This window comes from Nonomuraea spiralis (assembly GCF_014648435.1).
GTDB classification, from domain to species: Bacteria; Actinomycetota; Actinomycetes; order Streptosporangiales; family Streptosporangiaceae; genus Nonomuraea; species Nonomuraea spiralis.
Window position 1 is genome coordinate 139,904 of sequence record NZ_BMRC01000012.1, and the last position, 15,199, is coordinate 155,102.

10 protein-coding genes and 1 pseudogene are annotated in these 15,199 nt (G+C 73.2%); 2 read left to right on the forward strand and 9 right to left on the reverse strand.

Features of this window, described 5'->3' with window-relative positions:
* Positions 1-60: 60 nt before the first annotated feature.
* The 7 genes and pseudogenes from IEZ27_RS28795 to IEZ27_RS28825 form a co-directional block, all read right to left on the reverse strand.
* The gene (locus tag IEZ27_RS28795) at positions 61-1,356 is read right to left on the reverse strand and encodes a M1 family metallopeptidase (RefSeq protein ID WP_189650247.1); all 1,296 of its coding nucleotides are present in this window, start codon (positions 1,354-1,356) and stop codon (positions 61-63) included.
* The gene (locus tag IEZ27_RS28800) at positions 1,353-5,204 is read right to left on the reverse strand and encodes a Pls/PosA family non-ribosomal peptide synthetase (protein ID WP_229824432.1); all 3,852 of its coding nucleotides are present in this window, start codon (positions 5,202-5,204) and stop codon (positions 1,353-1,355) included. Before IEZ27_RS28800 ends, IEZ27_RS28795 begins: the two co-directional genes overlap by 4 nt.
* Before the next feature lie 205 nt (positions 5,205-5,409).
* Entirely contained in the window at positions 5,410-6,348 is a 939-nt protein-coding gene (gene add / locus IEZ27_RS28805) for an adenosine deaminase (RefSeq protein ID WP_125642809.1), read from the reverse strand.
* Positions 6,349-6,359: 11 nt separating this feature from the next.
* Positions 6,360-7,118, reverse strand: coding sequence for a class I SAM-dependent methyltransferase (locus IEZ27_RS28810; RefSeq protein WP_221762514.1), 759 nt, complete (start codon positions 7,116-7,118; stop codon positions 6,360-6,362).
* A gap of 319 nt (positions 7,119-7,437) precedes the next feature.
* A pseudogene (locus IEZ27_RS28815) lies at positions 7,438-8,340 on the reverse strand (RNA polymerase sigma factor); the annotation flags it as partial.
* Between the two features lie 458 nt (positions 8,341-8,798).
* On the reverse strand, positions 8,799-9,926 hold the full coding sequence (locus tag IEZ27_RS28820) for a winged helix DNA-binding domain-containing protein (protein ID WP_229824433.1): 1,128 nt from the start codon (positions 9,924-9,926) through the stop codon (positions 8,799-8,801).
* 139 nt (positions 9,927-10,065) lie between these two features.
* Positions 10,066-11,121, reverse strand: a complete 1,056-nt coding sequence (locus IEZ27_RS28825; RefSeq protein ID WP_189650120.1) for a winged helix DNA-binding domain-containing protein — start codon at positions 11,119-11,121, stop codon at positions 10,066-10,068.
* Between the two features lie 9 nt (positions 11,122-11,130).
* On the opposite strand from IEZ27_RS28825, the gene IEZ27_RS28830 reads away from it, so the two are divergent.
* Positions 11,131-12,309 carry a cysteine desulfurase-like protein gene (locus tag IEZ27_RS28830; RefSeq protein ID WP_189650121.1) on the forward strand — a complete coding sequence of 393 codons (1,179 nt, stop codon included), beginning with the start codon at positions 11,131-11,133 and terminating at the stop codon, positions 12,307-12,309.
* Positions 12,310-12,396: 87 nt separating this feature from the next.
* Complete coding sequence (locus IEZ27_RS28835) at positions 12,397-12,993, forward strand: NUDIX hydrolase (protein WP_189650122.1); 597 nt, start codon at positions 12,397-12,399, stop codon at positions 12,991-12,993.
* Positions 12,994-13,015: 22 nt separating this feature from the next.
* Here IEZ27_RS28835 and IEZ27_RS28840 read toward each other — a convergent pair whose 3' ends face one another.
* Together IEZ27_RS28840 and IEZ27_RS28845 are read right to left on the reverse strand one after the other, a co-directional pair.
* Complete coding sequence (locus tag IEZ27_RS28840) at positions 13,016-14,671, reverse strand: acetolactate synthase large subunit (protein ID WP_189650123.1); 1,656 nt, start codon at positions 14,669-14,671, stop codon at positions 13,016-13,018.
* Between the two features lie 128 nt (positions 14,672-14,799).
* Positions 14,800-15,111: a hypothetical protein gene (locus IEZ27_RS28845; RefSeq protein WP_189650124.1), complete on the reverse strand. Its 312-nt coding sequence runs from the start codon at positions 15,109-15,111 to the stop codon at positions 14,800-14,802.
* Between the last annotated feature and the right edge of the window lie 88 nt (positions 15,112-15,199).

Consider the following 15,199-nt stretch of genomic DNA (forward strand, 5'->3'; position numbering starts at 1 on the left):
AGGCTATGAGCGATCACGCCCGTACCGGCGACGCCACCCCGGCGACCCGGCCGCGGCGGGTCAGGCGCCGCGCCACCGGCTGAGCGTGCCACCGGACGCGGGCGGCAGCGGCCGGTCGCGCAACCACGCCGTCAGCAGCGCCCCGGCCGGGACGTACCGCTCGGCGTGCGCGGCGAACTCCTCCGTGGTGACGCTGCCGTGCCGGCGGCCCTCGGCCCAGGACCGCAGGAGCGTGAAGAACACCTGGTCGCCGGCGGCCCGGCGCAGGGCGTGCAGGGTCAGCGCGCCGCGCTTGTAGACGCGGTCGTCGAACAGCGCGGCCGGGCCGGGGTCGGCCAGCGCGAACTCCTGCGGCAGCGCGGCGAGCCTGCGGTGCCAGCGCAGCGCGTGCTCGTCGGCGGGCGGGCCGCCCGACCGCTCCGACCACAACCACTCCGCGTACGTGGCGAAGCCCTCCTGGAGCCAGATGTCGGACCAGCGGGCCACGGTCAGGCTGTTGCCGAACCACTGGTGCGCCAGCTCGTGCGCGACCAGCCGCTCGCAACCGCGGGCGCCGTCCACGTGGTTCCTGCCGAAGATCGACATGCCCTGGGCCTCGACCGGGATGTCCAGGTCGTCGTCGGTCACCACGACGGTGTAGCCGCTGAACGGGTAGGGCCCGAACAGCTCGCCGAACAGCGCCATCATCTCGCCCTGCCGGCCGAAGTCGTGCCGTACGCGGGCGGCCAGCCGCGCCGGGTGGGCCAGCCGTGTCCCGCCCGTCTCGGAGAGCTGGTAGCGCCCGATCTGCACGCTGGCCAGGTACGTCGCCATCGGCTCGGCCTGCTCGTAGACCCACGTCGTGGTCCCGGCCGCCCGCCGCCTGGCGGTGAGCACGCCGTTCGCGATCACCTGGTACGCCGGCGCCGTCGTGACCGAGATCCGGTAGGACGCCTTGTCGTCCGGCCGGTCGTTGCACGGGAACCAGGACGGCGCGCCGATCGGCTGGCCGGCCACGAGCGCGCCGTCGGACAGCTCCTCCCAGCCGAGCCCGCCCCAGGGGCTGCGCACCGGTACGGGACTGCCCGCGTACCGCACCTCGACGACGGCCCGCGCCCCGGCGGCCACCGGTCCGGGCAGGGCGAGGCGCAGCTTGCCCTGGCCGTGGGTGTGGCGGACGGCCCGGCCGTCCACGCTGACGCCCGAGACGCGGAAGTGCCCGAGGTCGAGCACGAGCTCGCCGAGCGGCTCGGCGGCCGTGACCGTCAGGCGGGCCGTGCCGTCGAGCCGGTTGGCCGCGATCCGGTAGTTCAGCGACAGGTCGTAGTGCTCGACCGCGTACCGGTGGTCGCCGTGCCCCGGGAAGTACGAGGTCATCGCCACGCCGAGACGGGGTTGCCGAACCACCGGCTGCCGCCGGGCACGGCCTCGCCACGCATGACCAGGGACGCCGGTCCGACCGTCGTCCCCTCACCCACCCGCGCGGCGGGCAGGACGACGCCGTGGGGGCCGAGCGTCGCGCCGGCCTCCAGCGTCACCGTGTCCATGCTCATCACCCGGTCGTGGAACAGGTGCGTCTGCAACACGCACCCCCGGTTGACGCACGCGCCGTCGCCGAGTGTCACCAGATCCGCCTCCGGCAGCCAGTACGTCTCGCAGGTGACCCCACGTCCGATGCGTGCCCCGAGTGAGCGCAGCCACACGTTCAGCGCGGCGGTCCCGAGCCACGGCTGGGCGAACCAGGGCGCCGCCAGCACCTCGACGAAGTTGTCCGCCAGCTCGTTGCGCCACACGAACGAGCTCCACAGCGGCCTGTTCCCGGCCGGGATCCGGCCGACCAGCACCCATTTGGCGGCCGTGGCGACCGCCGCGGCGAGCACCCCGGCGGCCAGCACGACCACGCCGCCCAGCGCGGCCGCCACCGCGAAGCCGTACCCGGCGGCCAGCCACTCGAAGGCCGCGACGGCCAGGACGGCCAGCGCGACCACGCCCATCGCGGGCACCACCCGGCACACCTCGACCAGCGCCCGCGCGGCCCTGAACCGCGCGGGCGGGTCGTAGGTCCTGCTGGGGTCGGCCTCCTCGGCGGTGCGGCGCAGCTTCATGGGCGGCATGCCCACGTACGAGGAGCCGGACTTGGCCTTCTTCGGCGTCGCCGACAACACGCCGACCAGGCCGTCCTTGGGCACCTTGCGGCCGGGCGCGGTCATCCCGGAGTTGCCGAGGAAGGCACGCTTGCCGATCCGCGCCTCGGCCAGGCGCATCCACCCGCCGTCCAGCTCGTACGGGGCCACCATGGTGTCGTCGGCCAGGAACGCGCCGTCGCCGACGGAGGTCATCGTGGGCAGCGCGAGAACCGTGGACAGCTCCGCGCCGCGGCCCACCTTCATGCCGAGCGCCCGCAGCCAGACGGGCGTCAGGACGCTGGCGTACAGCGGGAACAGCCACACGCGGGCCGCGGCCATCAGCCTGCCGGTGACCCACGCCTGCCATGCCTGGCGGCTGTGCACCGGGTGGTGCCCCGGGTTCAGCCCCAGGCCCAGGAGCCGCACGCTGACCAGCGTGACCAGGGCGAAGGCGGCCATTCCGGCGAGCGTGGCCGGCGGCACGGCGAGCAGGGCGGCGGCCAGCGCGCCGCCGAGCGTGGGCTCGTCCCCGGCGAAGGCGGCCAGGACCGCGAGCGCGACCCCGGCGGCGGCCACCGGGAGCAGGCTGAGCACGACCGCGCTCACCCCGTACAGCGCCACCCACGGGCGGGAGCGGGCGGCGCGCTCGGCGGGGCGGGAGCGGCGCGGCTTGCCCTGGCGGAAGGCCGGGACGCCGGCCCAGCGCTCGCCCGCGGGGACCGTACCGGCGACCGCGGAACCCGGCGCGACCTGGGAGTTCTTGCCGACGCGGGCGCCGGGCAGCAGGGTCGAGCGGGAGCCGACCGTGGCACCGGCGCCGATGCGGATCTCGCCGACGTGCAGCCGGTCGCCGTCGTACCAGTGGCCGGCGAGGTCGACCTCCTGCTCGACGGAGGCGCCCCTGCCCAGCTTGAGCAGGCCGGTGATCGGCGGGGGCGAGTGCAGGTCGGCGTCCGGGCCGACGGTGGCGCCGAGCAGGCGGGCGTACCAGGCCATCCAGGGCGCGCCGGCCAGGTCGGGCACGCCGAGCCGTTCGGCGAACCGCTCGGCGAACCACAACCGCAGGTGCACGCCGCCGCCGCGCGGGTACGTCCCGGGCCGCACGCCGCGCAGCAGCAGCCGGGCGACCGCCGCCGACAGGCCCATGCGTCCCATGGGGGTGACGAACGCCAGCGCGCCCAGCGTCACCCACCACCACGACAGCGACGGCGCCCACGGCGGGGCGAGCACGTTGCCGAGTGCGGCGAGCGGCACGATCCAGCGCAGCGCGCCCACGGTGAGCAGCGGGATCATGAGCACGGTCTGCGTCAGCGCGGCCCGCCTCGGCATGGGGGCCACGGGGGCCGCCTCCACGGGCGGCCGGTCCTGCGGGCCGCCCCTGGCGGTCAGCAGTTGCGCCAGCCCGGCGAGGGTCGGGTGCGCGTAGACGTCGCCGACCGCGACGTCGGGATGCGCGGCCCGCAACACCGACACCAGGCGGGCGGCGGCCAGGCTGGTGCCGCCGTCGGCGAAGAAGTCCGCCTCCGGCCCGTCCGGGCTCACGCCCAGGATCTCGGTCCAGTGCTCGGACAGCAGCGCCTCGGCCCGGGTCAGACCGGCGGCGGCCTGAGCCGGTCCTTCCAGGGGCCACGGCAGCGCGTCCCGGTCGATCTTGCCGGAGGTCCTGGTGGGCAGCTCGTCCACGGGGGCCAGGCGCGGCACGAGCGCGGCGGGCAGCGAACCGGCCAGCAGCTCCCGCGCCTGACCGGCGTCGAAGCCGGGCCCGGGGACGACGTAGCCGACGAGCACCTGATGGCCGCCGCCCGCGGTGCGGACGGCCGCCGCGGCGCCGGTGACGCCCGGCAGCGCGCTCAGGGCGGCGTCCACCTCGCCGAGCTCGATCCTGCGCCCGCCCAGTTTCACCTGGTCGTCGGCGCGGCCGGCGAAGAGCAGTCCTTCGGGCTCGGCGCGTACGAGGTCGCCGCTGCGGTAGGCGCGCTCCCAGCCCAGGGACGGCAGCGGCGCGTACTTCTCGGCGTCCTTGGCCGGGTCCAGGTAGCGGGCCAGGCCGACGCCGCCGATGATCAGCTCGCCGGTCTCCCCCATGGCGACCGGCTCGCCCGTCTCGTCCACGACCGCCAGGTCCCAGCCGTCCAGGGGCAGCCCGATGCGTACGGGCCCCTCGCCGGTGAGCCGCGCGGCCGAGGCCACCACGGTCGCCTCGGTGGGCCCGTAGGTGTTCCACACCTCGCGGCCGGGGACGGCCAGCCGTTCGGCGAGCTCGGGCGGGCACGCCTCGCCGCCGAAGATGAGCAGCCTGATGCCGTCGAGGTGCGCGGCGGGCCAGAGCGCGGCCAGCGTCGGCACAGTTGAGACGACGGTGACACCCTGCTCGGCGAGCCAGGGGGCCAGGTCCATGCCGGTGCGTACGAGGGCCCTGGGCGCGGGCACCAGGCAGGCGCCGTGCCGCCAGGCCAGCCACATCTCCTCGCAGGAGGCGTCGAAGGCCACCGACAACCCGGCCAGCACCCGGTCACCCGGGCCGAGCGGCCGGTCCTGGAGGAAGAGCCCGGCCTCGGCGTCGGCGAACGCGGCGGCCGACCGGTGTGTCACCGCGACGCCCTTCGGCCTGCCGGTGGACCCGGAGGTGAAGATGATCCAGGCGTCGTCGTCGGGGGTGGGCCGCTCGGGGGCCGCGGTCTGCCTGACGCGGACGGGCGGGCCACCGTCGAGCACGGCGTCCACGTCGGCCTCGGCGAAGACGAGTTCGGCGCGTTCGTCGGGGTCGTCGGCGTCCACGGGCACGTACGCGGCGCCGGCCGCGAGCACGGCGAGGATGGAGACGTACAGGTCGGCGGTGCCGGAGGCGATGCGTACGCCGACCCTGGCGCCGCGTCCGACGCCGGCCGCGGCGAGGGCGTCGGCGACCCGGTCGACCTCGGCGCGCAGCGACCGGTAGTCAAGACGGACGGTGCCGTCATCCAGCGCGGGCGCCTCGGGGTGGCGGCGGGTGGTCTCGTCGAGGATGTCGATCAGGGTGCGGGGCGGCGGGGCCAGCATGCCCGCGGGGTAGACCGCCGACGCGGTCCGCAGTCGTAAATCAGCCGAGTCGGTGCGCAAACGCTGCTCCTTCGGTCGGACGGTCGGCCATGGCCCATCCATGCCGCGGCCCGCCACTGTCGTGGCGTTCGCGCCACCTCCGTTCGCAACGGTCGTCGATTCGCCAACTATTCCACGATGTGACGGAGATCGCCGTCCATGGCGGCGCGCCGCCCGAGCCCGCCGACGCCTGCCACCAGGAGATCGGCCGGGCCGGGCGGGCGGGTCAGCGTAGCCAGGACTCGACGCCGGCCAGCAGCTCCGCCTTGAGGGCGGCGGGCGCGAACGAGGCGGTGATCGAGGCGCGGGCCAGCTCGGCCAGGACGTCGTCGCCGTACCCGAAGATCTCGCGCAGGCGGACGTACTCGGCGGCCAGGGCCGTCTCGCCGTCGGTGTTGACCGTGACCGCGAGCCCGGCGGCGCGCAGGCGCGGCAGCGGATGCTCGGCCAGCGACGGCACGAGCCCGAGCAGGACGTTCGACGTGGGACAGACCTCCAGCGGGATCCCGCGCTCGCGCACCTCGGCGACCAGGTCCGGGTCGTCGAGCACCCGGATGCCGTGGCCGAGCCGCTCGGTGTGCCCGAGGTCCAGCGCCTCGCGGATGCTCGCCGGACCGGCCGCCTCGCCCGCGTGGTGAACCAGGTGCAGGCCCGCGTCCCTGGCCGCCTCGAACACCTCGGCGAACGGCGCCAGCGGGTACGCCTCGTCGCCCGCCAGCCCGAGCCCGATCACCTCGTCGTAGCGGGTGGCCAGCTGGTACGTCTGCCACAACCGCTCCAGGGGCCGCCGCCTGGAGTGGTCGAGCAGCACCCGGGCCTCGATGCCGTACCGCCTGCCCTCGGCCAGCCCGTCGAGCACGGCCTCCAGCGGCATCTCCGGCGCGCCCACCCGCTCGCCGTGGGAGGCGGCGGTGAAGGTCACCTCGACGTAGCGGGTGCCCTGGGCGGCCTCGTCCTCGCAGAACTCCAGGGCGACGCGCCGGAAGTGCTCGGGCGTGCGCAGCAGGTCGCGTACCTTGGCCCGCTGGTCGGCGAACTCGCGGAAGCTCGCGAACGCCCCCTCGGGCTCCGGCGGCCCGCCCAGCTCGCGTACGGTCCGGGGACGTACGGTGCTCTCCAGGTGGACGTGCAGGTGAGCCTTGGGCAGCAGGCGGAGGTCTCTCACAGCGGACGACGTTAGCGCCGGGTGATGCGGATTTTCGACTGCTTATGTGGTGACTGCTCCCAATCGTCCATGAACGTCGCCTTCAGTCCGTACCGGCGGGCCAGCTCGACCAGCGTCTCGGTGCGGTAGTAGAAGTCCTCGCGCAGGACGTGGTGCTCCTTGCCCTCGGTCCTGTCGAAGGTGAAGTCGAACCAGCCGTCCGGCTTCATGATCCGGCCCACGTGGGCGAAGCACTCCTCGATGACCTCGATCGGCGAGTGCGAGAAGACGCTGTGGGCGTGGACGACGTCGAAGTGCTCGTCCGGCAGGAACGCGAAGCGCAGGTCGCGCACCGGCGCCAGGTACGGCAGCTTGTCCTGCAGCGCGTGCTTGTCGATCGTGTCCTGGGCGGCCAGGAGGATGTCGGGCGAGATGTCGATGCCGTAGTAGTTGCCGGTGAACAGGTAGCCGATGAACAGGCGGCCGGCGCGCAGGTTCCCGCAGCCGATCTCCAGCATCCGGCAGTCCGGCTTGAGCCCGTGCTCGACGAGGTAGTCGAACTGCATGCGCCCCAGAGCGAGCCATCGCCGGTGGTTGTGCGAGCCCACGGCGCCCGCCGGGTCGCGGGCCGTGTCGGACCTCATGACGGCGCGGTAGTAGTCGACGTGGTCGTGGGCGCGGAGCCTGAACCAGGTGTCGCGGGCCAGCCGGCGCAGGTGGGGGGCGATCCTGTCGGGGTGCCTCAACGCGTATGCGGCCTGGTGGACGAGGCTCGTACGGGAGCGTTTCACGTTGGGCAATGTAGGTGCGGGCCACCCGATACGGTCCGGGGACGCGACACTCTTGAGCCGCCGTTTACCCGCTCTTTCCCGGTCCCGGGACGCGTCACCGGGAGCGCGCCGGGAGCGCCGGAAACACCGCATGCACCGGGAGCGCCTGCGCTCGGCGCGGACGGAGGTCGTGCCTGTCGCTGGTCCCGCTGACGTGGCGGGTCGGTTCGTCGACAGTGCGGTGACGCTCCACGTCCGCACGGCGAGCCCTGCTCGGTGCGCTACCGCGTGTGTGCTGCTCGGTGTGCGCTGCTCGGCGTGTCGGGTGTGGGCCCGGCGGTCAGCTCAGGTAGTCGCGCAACGCCATCGCCCGGGAGGGGTGGCGCAGCTTGGACATGGTCTTGGCCTCGATCTGCCTGATGCGCTCGCGGGTGACGCCGTAGACGCGGCCGATCTCGTCGAGGGTCCTGGGCTTGCCGTCGGCGAGGCCGTAGCGCATGGTGATCACCCCCGCCTCGCGCTCGGAGAGCTGGTCGAGCAGGCTGTGCAACTGCTGCTGCAACAGCGTGAACGAGACCGCGTCGGCCGGGGAGACGGCCTCGGTGTCCTCGATCAGGTCGCCGAACTCGCTGTCGCCCTCCTCGCCGAGCGGGGTGCTCAGCGAGATCGGCTCACGGCCGTAGCTCTGCACCTCGGCGACCCGTTCGACGTCGAGGTCGGTCTCGGCGGCGATCTCCTCGGGGGTGGGCTCGCGGCCGAGGTCGGACTGCAGGCGGCGCTGCACGCGGGCCACCTTGTTGATCAGCTCCACCATGTGGACGGGGATGCGGATCGTCCGGGCCTGGTCGGCCATGGCCCGGGTGATGGCCTGCTTGATCCACCAGGTGGCGTACGTGGAGAACTTGTAGCCGAGCCGGTAGTCGAACTTCTCGATCGTACGGATCAGGCCGAGGTTGCCCTCCTGGATCAGGTCGAGGAAGAGCATGCCGCGACCGGTGTAGCGCTTGGCGATGGAGACGACGAGCCGGAGGTTGGCCTCCAGCATGCGGCGCTTGGCGCGAAGGCCGTCGTCGGCGATCCACTCCAGGTCGGCACGCAGGTCGGAGGACAGGGCCGGTTCGGTGTCGAGGCGTTCCCTGGCGAACAGGCCGGCCTCGATGCGTTTGGCCAGCTCGATCTCCTGCTCGGCGGTGAGCAGCGGGACGCGGCCGATCTCCTTCAGGTAGGTCTTGACCGAGTCCGCGCCGACGGCCGTGCCACCGTCGGCGATGGTGTCGTCCAGTTCGAGAACCTCTGCTGCTTGGGACAAAATTCTCTCCTCGCTCGCGTTGGGTGGACGCTCAGTGACTGAGCCGGCCTGCGGGCAGGTCCGGCGGGGAAACATCGCGGGCCGATAGGCGTCGGAACCTTCAGGACATGGGGGAACGGAAGAAGCGGGGCCTGGCGTGGCCGTCAATGACCAGGCTACCCAACGCTTCCTCGAACGCGGCTTCGACGGGACGGCCGTCACCGCCGCCCCGTAATCGGCATCTGCCCTGTGACCAGCGCCGCAAGCCGGGCACCCCGCTCCGGCCCCCTCCCCGTGTCGGCACTCCAGAAGACGACTCCCCTCTCCGATCACACTTCTCCGCTCAGGGCCCTTCGATCAGGGCCCCTCGATCAGGGCTCTCCGTTCGCGGCTCTTCGTGCACGCCTCTCCGATCACGGCTCGCACCGGGCCACGGTCACGCTCCCCTCCTCGACCCCGGCGAAGGCCAGCAGCCGCGCGCCCTCCGCGGCCAGTTCCTCCGCCACGCCGTCGCTCAGCGGACGGAAGGGCCTCAGCGTCAGCACGCCATCCTCAAGGTCCCACATGCCACCGACAGTTCCGCCGACGAGGAAGGTCGGATGGACGAGGGAGCCCACGCACACCTGGGCGCGCTGCTCGGGGGTCATCAGGCGGCCGCGGTCGGCGAAAGCGACGATCAGGTTGTCGAACGCCGGCAGGAAACGTACGGGAGCGGGCGCGTCCTCGGGGACGAGCGGGGCATCGGGCAGGTCATAAAGCACACGTCCCTCGCTGTCCTGATATTTCTGGAGAAAGTGCATGGATTCGAGGACCGGGCGGAGCCGCGTGAGGCCCGACCACATCTGCACGTCCATCACGCCCGCCGGCCCGAAGGCGGCCAGATACCGTACGACCAGGCGCTCGACGCTCGGCTCCGGGTCCAGAGAGCGTCCCAGCCACTCCTCCGCCAGCGTGAACGGCGTCGCCCCGCCGCGCCCCCAGGTGCCGTTCGGCGGCGTGTGCACGATCGGCAGCAACCCCTGGGGCGAGAACGCGAGCGCCGTCGGGTCGGCCTCCGGCCAGCGCTCACGCAGCAGGTCACGAAGCCGCGGACGGGTCAGCGTACGCCCGGTCAGGTGGCCGCGGGCCAGCCGCTCCAGCTCCTCCGGGTCCACGCCGGGCATCGTCCTGCCGACGGTCGCCCGCGCGGCCCTGGACAGGGCGCGCTGCACCAGGGGCCTGATCCAGACGTAGTCGTCGGCGGGCGTCAGGTGCTGGGTGCCGCGCAGCAGCGAGCCGCGTACCACCTGCCTGCCGTACAGCAGGGCGGTGAGGTCGTCCTGGGTGAAGGCGGCCAGGCGCGTCCAGAGCCCGATATAGGGCGCGTTGACGTCCTGCCCCTGGAGGGCGACGAGCCGCCCGACGGCCTCCAGCGGCGACAGGCCCGAACGGGCCAGGAGGAGCTGGCGGTCGAGCGTTGTCCGGTTGAGGACACCGGCACTGAGCACCACAGGCGCCCTGGACGTGGAGGCGGGGGCGGAGGCTCGCTGGTCGAGGGTCATGGGGCCAGCGTAGGAACCATTGCGGCAAGGTTCTTTCCGCATCTCGCGGCGGATCGGCCGACCCACCGGGACGCGTTCGAGATCACGCGGCGGATCGGCCAACCCGTCGGGACGCGTTCGAGGTCGCGCGGCGGATCGGTCAGCTCGCCGGGACGTGTTCGAGGGTGTGGCTCGTGGCGTCCGGCTCGGCGAAGGCCAGCAGCGCCAGGCCCTCCTCCTCCAGGACGTCCAGGGGCGTCGGCGCGGCGAAGGGGCTGATGAGCAGCTTGGCCTTCTTACCCGACCGCTTGATCTGCCACGTCCCCGCGGCGAACCCGTCCACCAGGTACGTGGCCTTGATCCGCAGGTTCTTGGTCGCGACCAGCGGCCGGAACTCGTCCTCCAGCACCCGCCTGCGGTCGGCGTGCCCGAGGACGAGATTGTCGAAGTCGGGCAGGAACCGCACCGGCGCGGGCACGTCGCCACCCGGCCGCGGGGCCCCGGGCAGGTCGAACAGCTCGCGCCCGGACTCGTCGGCGAGCCGGTCCAGGTCCATCGCCTTCATGACCGCCCGCAGCCCGCCGAGCCCCGACCAGGTCTGCACGTCGGCGGGCGTGGCAGGACCGAACGCGGCGAGATAGCGCTCGATCATCGTCTCCGTGCTGGGCGCCGGGTCCAGGCCGACGGCGGGCAGGCCGAAGGCGGACTCGCGCGGGAAGCTCCACCGGTCCTGCGTCGGCACCATGACCAGGGGCGTCATCATGCGCACGGCGTACCCGAGCACCCGCTCGTCGGCGCCCGGGAACTCCTCCAGCAGCAGGGGACGCAGCTCGTTGAACGTGAGCGGCCCGCCGGCCAGCAGCCGGTCGGCGACCGCGGCGACGGCCTCGAAGTCGACGTCCTGGAACCGGCGCGCCGCGGCGGCCAGCATGGGCCGCAACACCGGGCGGAAGGCCGCGAAGTCCTCCGCCGTCACCAGGTGCAGCGTGGCCCGCATCATCGTGGCCCGCACCAGGCTGCCCGCGTGCAGCTCGTCGTGCAGGTGGTCGCGCTCGAACCCCTCCAGCCGCGTCCAGATCCCCAGGTACGGCGGCCGCGGCTCCTGCGCCTGCAACCCCGCCAGCCGGTGCACGACGTCGGCCGGCCGCCCTTTGTGCCGGGTGAGAAGGTGCTGCCTGGCCAAGGTGGCGCGGTTGAGGTCTCTGAGGCTGAGCATCTACATATCATGCCTTTCCCCCTGGAGTCCGTACGTTCCTCCTATCCTGCGCTCGCTGACGGCTTCGCCTATCTCGACGGCGCGGCGGGCACCCAGACGCCGCAGCCGGTGATCGACGCCATCTCCGCCGCCTACCGGGCGGGGCTCGGCAACGTGGGCGGGGCGTTCCCCGCCAGCCGCCGGGCGGACGAGATCGTCGCCGCCTGCCGGGCCGCCGTGGCGGACCTGGTCGGCGGCGATCCCGGCGGGGTGATCCTCGGCCCGAACATGACGACGCTGACGTACCGGCTGGCCAGGGCGCTGACCGGGCCGGGCGACGAGGTGGTGGTCTCCAGGCTGGACCACGACGCGAACGTGCGCCCGTGGACCCAGACGGGCGCCGCCGTGCGCTGGGCCGAGGTGGACCCGGTGACCGGCGAGCTGCCGGTCGAGCAGTACGCCGACCTCATCGGGGAGCGGACGAAGGTGGTGGCGGTGACGGCGGCGAGCAACATCATCGGCACCCGTCCCGACGTGCCCGCCATCGCCGAGCTGGCGCACCGCGCGGGCGCCCTGCTGTACGTGGACGGCGTGCACGCCACCCCGCACGGCCCGGTGGACATGCGGGCGCTGGGCGCCGACTTCTACGCCACCAGCGCGTACAAGTGGTCGGGCCCGCACGTGGGGGCCGTCGTGGCCGATCCGGCACTGCTGGAGACGGTCCGGCCGGCCAAGTTGCGGCCCTCCCCCGACACCGTGCCCGAGCGGTTCGAGACGGGCACGTCCGCGTTCGCCGACCTGGCCGGGGTGACGGCGGCCGTCGACCACCTGGCCGCCATGGCGCCCGGCTCGGGCACCCGCCGCGAACGCCTCCTGACCTCGATGGCCGCCGCCGAGGAGCACGAGCAGGAACTGTTCGCCGCCATGACCGCGGGCCTGGAGACGATGCCCCACGTCACGCTGTACGGCAAGCCCGCCCGCCGTACCGCGACGGCCTACTTCACGGTCGCCGGCCACACCCCGCGCCAGGTCGCCGAGCACCTGGCCGGCCTGGGCGTGAACGTCTGGAGCGGCCACAACTACGCCTGGGAGCTGACGGGCGCGCTCGGCGTGCGCGAGTCGGGCGGCGCCGTCCGCGCGGGCCTGGTCCACTACAACGACGGCTCGGACGTGACCCGCCTCCTGGAGGGAGTGGCCCGCCTGGCCTGAGCGGCCCGTTCCGCCTGAGGGCCCGGCTCGCCTGACCGCGACCCGGCGCGAGGCAGCCGCGCCGGGTCGCCGTGAGATCCTGGACGGATGCTGCCCCCGATCGACGTGCTGCGCGAGCAGGTCGTCGCCCATCTCGCCGCCTTCGACCGCCGGGAGGTCCCGCCGGCCGCCGGGGTGCGCCGGGCGGCGGTGACCGTGTGCGTGCTGGAGGACGCCGGGCGCGTCCCGTACACGGTGCTGATCCGGCGGGCGGCCCGCGGCCGCAACGCCGGGCAGTGGGCGCTGCCGGGCGGGCGGCTCGACGACGGCGAGCTGCCCGTGGAGGCGGCGCTGCGTGAGCTGGCCGAGGAGGTCGGGGTGACCGGCGTGGAGGTGGCCGGGCTGCTCGACGACTTCGTCGCCGACTCCGGGTTCGTGATCACCCCTGTGGTGGCGTTCGGCGGCGGTCAGGAGCCGGTGGGCGACGCCTACGAGGTGGCCTCGGTGCATCCGGTGCCGCTGGAGCGTTTCCTCGCGCCCGGGGTGCCGCGCTGGGAGGGCGAGCTGCTGCAGATGCCGCTCGGGCCGGACATCGTGATCCACGCGCCGACCGGGGCGATCCTGTGGCAGTTCGCCGAGGTGGCGCTGCGCGGACGCGAACAGCGGGTGTTCGACGTCGCACAGCCCCACTGGACGCGAACCTGACCGTGGGCGCGGACCCGACCGGTCAGAACGGCCCGGTCAGCTCGCCGAGCTTGGCGGTCAGCTCCAGGTTGGCCTTGTAGTCGACGGGCACCGCGATCACCGACACCGCGTCGTCGGCCAGCGCCTTGCGCAGCGTGGGCAGCAGCTCGCCGGCGCTGCTCACCCGGTAGCCGCGGGCGCCGAAGCTCTCGGCGTAGGCGACGAAGTCGGGGTTGCCGAACCGGATGCCCGAGTGGCGCCCGAGCTCCAGGTCCATCTTCCACTCGATCAGCCCGTACGCGTCGTCCACCCACACCAGCACCGTGATCGGAATACGTTCGCGGACGGCCGTCTCCAGCTCCTGGGAGTTCATCAGGAACGCCCCGTCACCGGTGGCGGCCAGCACCCTGCGCCCCGGAAAGGCCAGCTTGGCGGCCAGCGCCCCCGGCACCGCGAACCCCATCGAGGACAGCCCATTGGAGACCAGCATCGTGTTGGGCTCGTACGTCGGGTACATGCGGGCCATCCACATCTTCACCGCCCCCGTGTCGGCCAGCACGATGTCCTCGCGGCCCATGGCCTCGCGGATGTCGGCGACCACGCGCCGCGGCGACAGCGGGAAGGCGTCCTCCGAACGTCCCTGCTCCAGCTCCTCGCGCATCAGGCGGCGGATCTTCTCGCCGGTGCCGTTGACCTCGAAGCGGCGGTGGACGGCGTCGGCGAGCGCGTCGAGAGAGCGGGAGATGTCGCCGTGGACGCCCACGGCCACCGGGTAGTGGTCGTCGACCTCGGCCGGGAACCGGTGCAGATGGATGATCTTCTTGTCCCGGTTCGGGTTGATCTTTACGGGGTCGAATTCCTGCAACTCGTACCCGACGCTGATCAGCACGTCGGCCTCGTCGAACCCGAAGTTGACGTAGTCGTGCCGCATGAAACCGACCGCGCCCAGCGCGTGCGGGTGGTCGTCGGGGAAGACGCCCTTCCCGTTGAACGTGGTGGCCACCGGCAGCCCGAGCCGCTCGGAGAAGCGCACCAGCGCGGCGGAGGCCCCGGCCCGGCCGGCGCCGTGGCCGGCCAGCACGATCGGGCGGCGCGCCCCGGCCAGCACCTCGGCGGCGCGGGCGATCTGGGCGGCCGAGGGGTCCTGGGGGCGTACGACGTTGACGGGCAGCGGCGCGAGGTCGGCCGGGACGGGCGCCGACTCGACGTCCTCGGGGATGGCCAGGTAGACGGCGCCGGGCCGTTCGGTCTGAGCGGTCTTGAACGCCTTGCGGATCATCTCGGGCAGCGCCAGGGCCGTCGGCGCCAGGTCCGCCCACTTGGTGATCGGCCGGAACAGCGACACCAGGTCGACCACCTGGTGGGACTCCTTGTAGATGCGGTCGAGGCCCACCTGGGCGGTGATCGCCACGACCGGGGTGCTGTTGGTGGTGGCATCGGCCACGCCGAGCTGCAGGTTGATCGCGCCGGGGCCGAGCGTGGCCGAGGCCACCCCCGCCTTGCCGGTCAGCCTGCCGTAGATCTCGGCCATGAACGCCGCGCCCTGCTCGTGCCGTACGAGGATGTACCGGATGGAGGAGTCGTTGAGCGCGTCGACGAAGTGGATGTTCTCCTCGCCGGGGATGCCGAAGACGTACTCGACGCCTTCCGCCTCCAGGGCTCGAACGATCAGATGGGCCGCATCCGCCTGCGGGGACATGGGTAACGCCTTCTTCCATGAACGACTGCGTCCCTGTCAGCACCGCGCGGGCGCGCTTCATTCCTGGTGGCGGCCGGTGCCCGCGCGACGGCGGGGCCGCCGGCGCGGGCTCACGCGGGCGCCGCGGGTCAGGCGCTCAGCGCGCGCGTGACCAGCGCGCCGAGGATCATGCCGACGACCGTGCAGACCGCCGCGGCGATGGCGGCCCACTTGCCCAGGGACTCACCGCGGGTGTGGCCGACGATGCCCAGCACGATGCCGGCCAGGCCGAACAGGATCGGTATGAACAACACGGCCACCGCGGCGCTGACGAACCCGATGATCGACAGGACCTGGGCGCCCTGCCGCCGCGGCGGTTGCGGATAGGGCGGCGGCTGTGACCACTGCCCTTCCCGCGTGTGCTGGTCGTCGCCTTGCGGCGGGTCTTGCGAAGAGGTCATCTCCGGCTCCCTCGTGAGGTGAATCACATCACACACCAGAGCCGTGGGCCTGTCGAGCCGTCCAGTCCAGACATCTGCCCATTTCAGA

Coding starts and splice junctions, on each gene's coding strand:
- IEZ27_RS28830 (WP_189650121.1), top strand. CDS start 11,131: ATGCCTTTCCCCCTGGAGTCCGTACGTTCCTCCTATCCTGCGCTCGCT.
- IEZ27_RS28845 (WP_189650124.1), bottom strand. CDS start 15,111: ATGACCTCTTCGCAAGACCCGCCGCAAGGCGACGACCAGCACACGCGG.
- IEZ27_RS28825 (WP_189650120.1), bottom strand. CDS start 11,121: ATGCTCAGCCTCAGAGACCTCAACCGCGCCACCTTGGCCAGGCAGCAC.
- IEZ27_RS28795 (WP_189650247.1), bottom strand. CDS start 1,356: ATGACCTCGTACTTCCCGGGGCACGGCGACCACCGGTACGCGGTCGAG.
- IEZ27_RS28840 (WP_189650123.1), bottom strand. CDS start 14,671: ATGTCCCCGCAGGCGGATGCGGCCCATCTGATCGTTCGAGCCCTGGAG.
- IEZ27_RS28835 (WP_189650122.1), top strand. CDS start 12,397: ATGCTGCCCCCGATCGACGTGCTGCGCGAGCAGGTCGTCGCCCATCTC.
- IEZ27_RS28820 (WP_229824433.1), bottom strand. CDS start 9,926: ATGACCCTCGACCAGCGAGCCTCCGCCCCCGCCTCCACGTCCAGGGCG.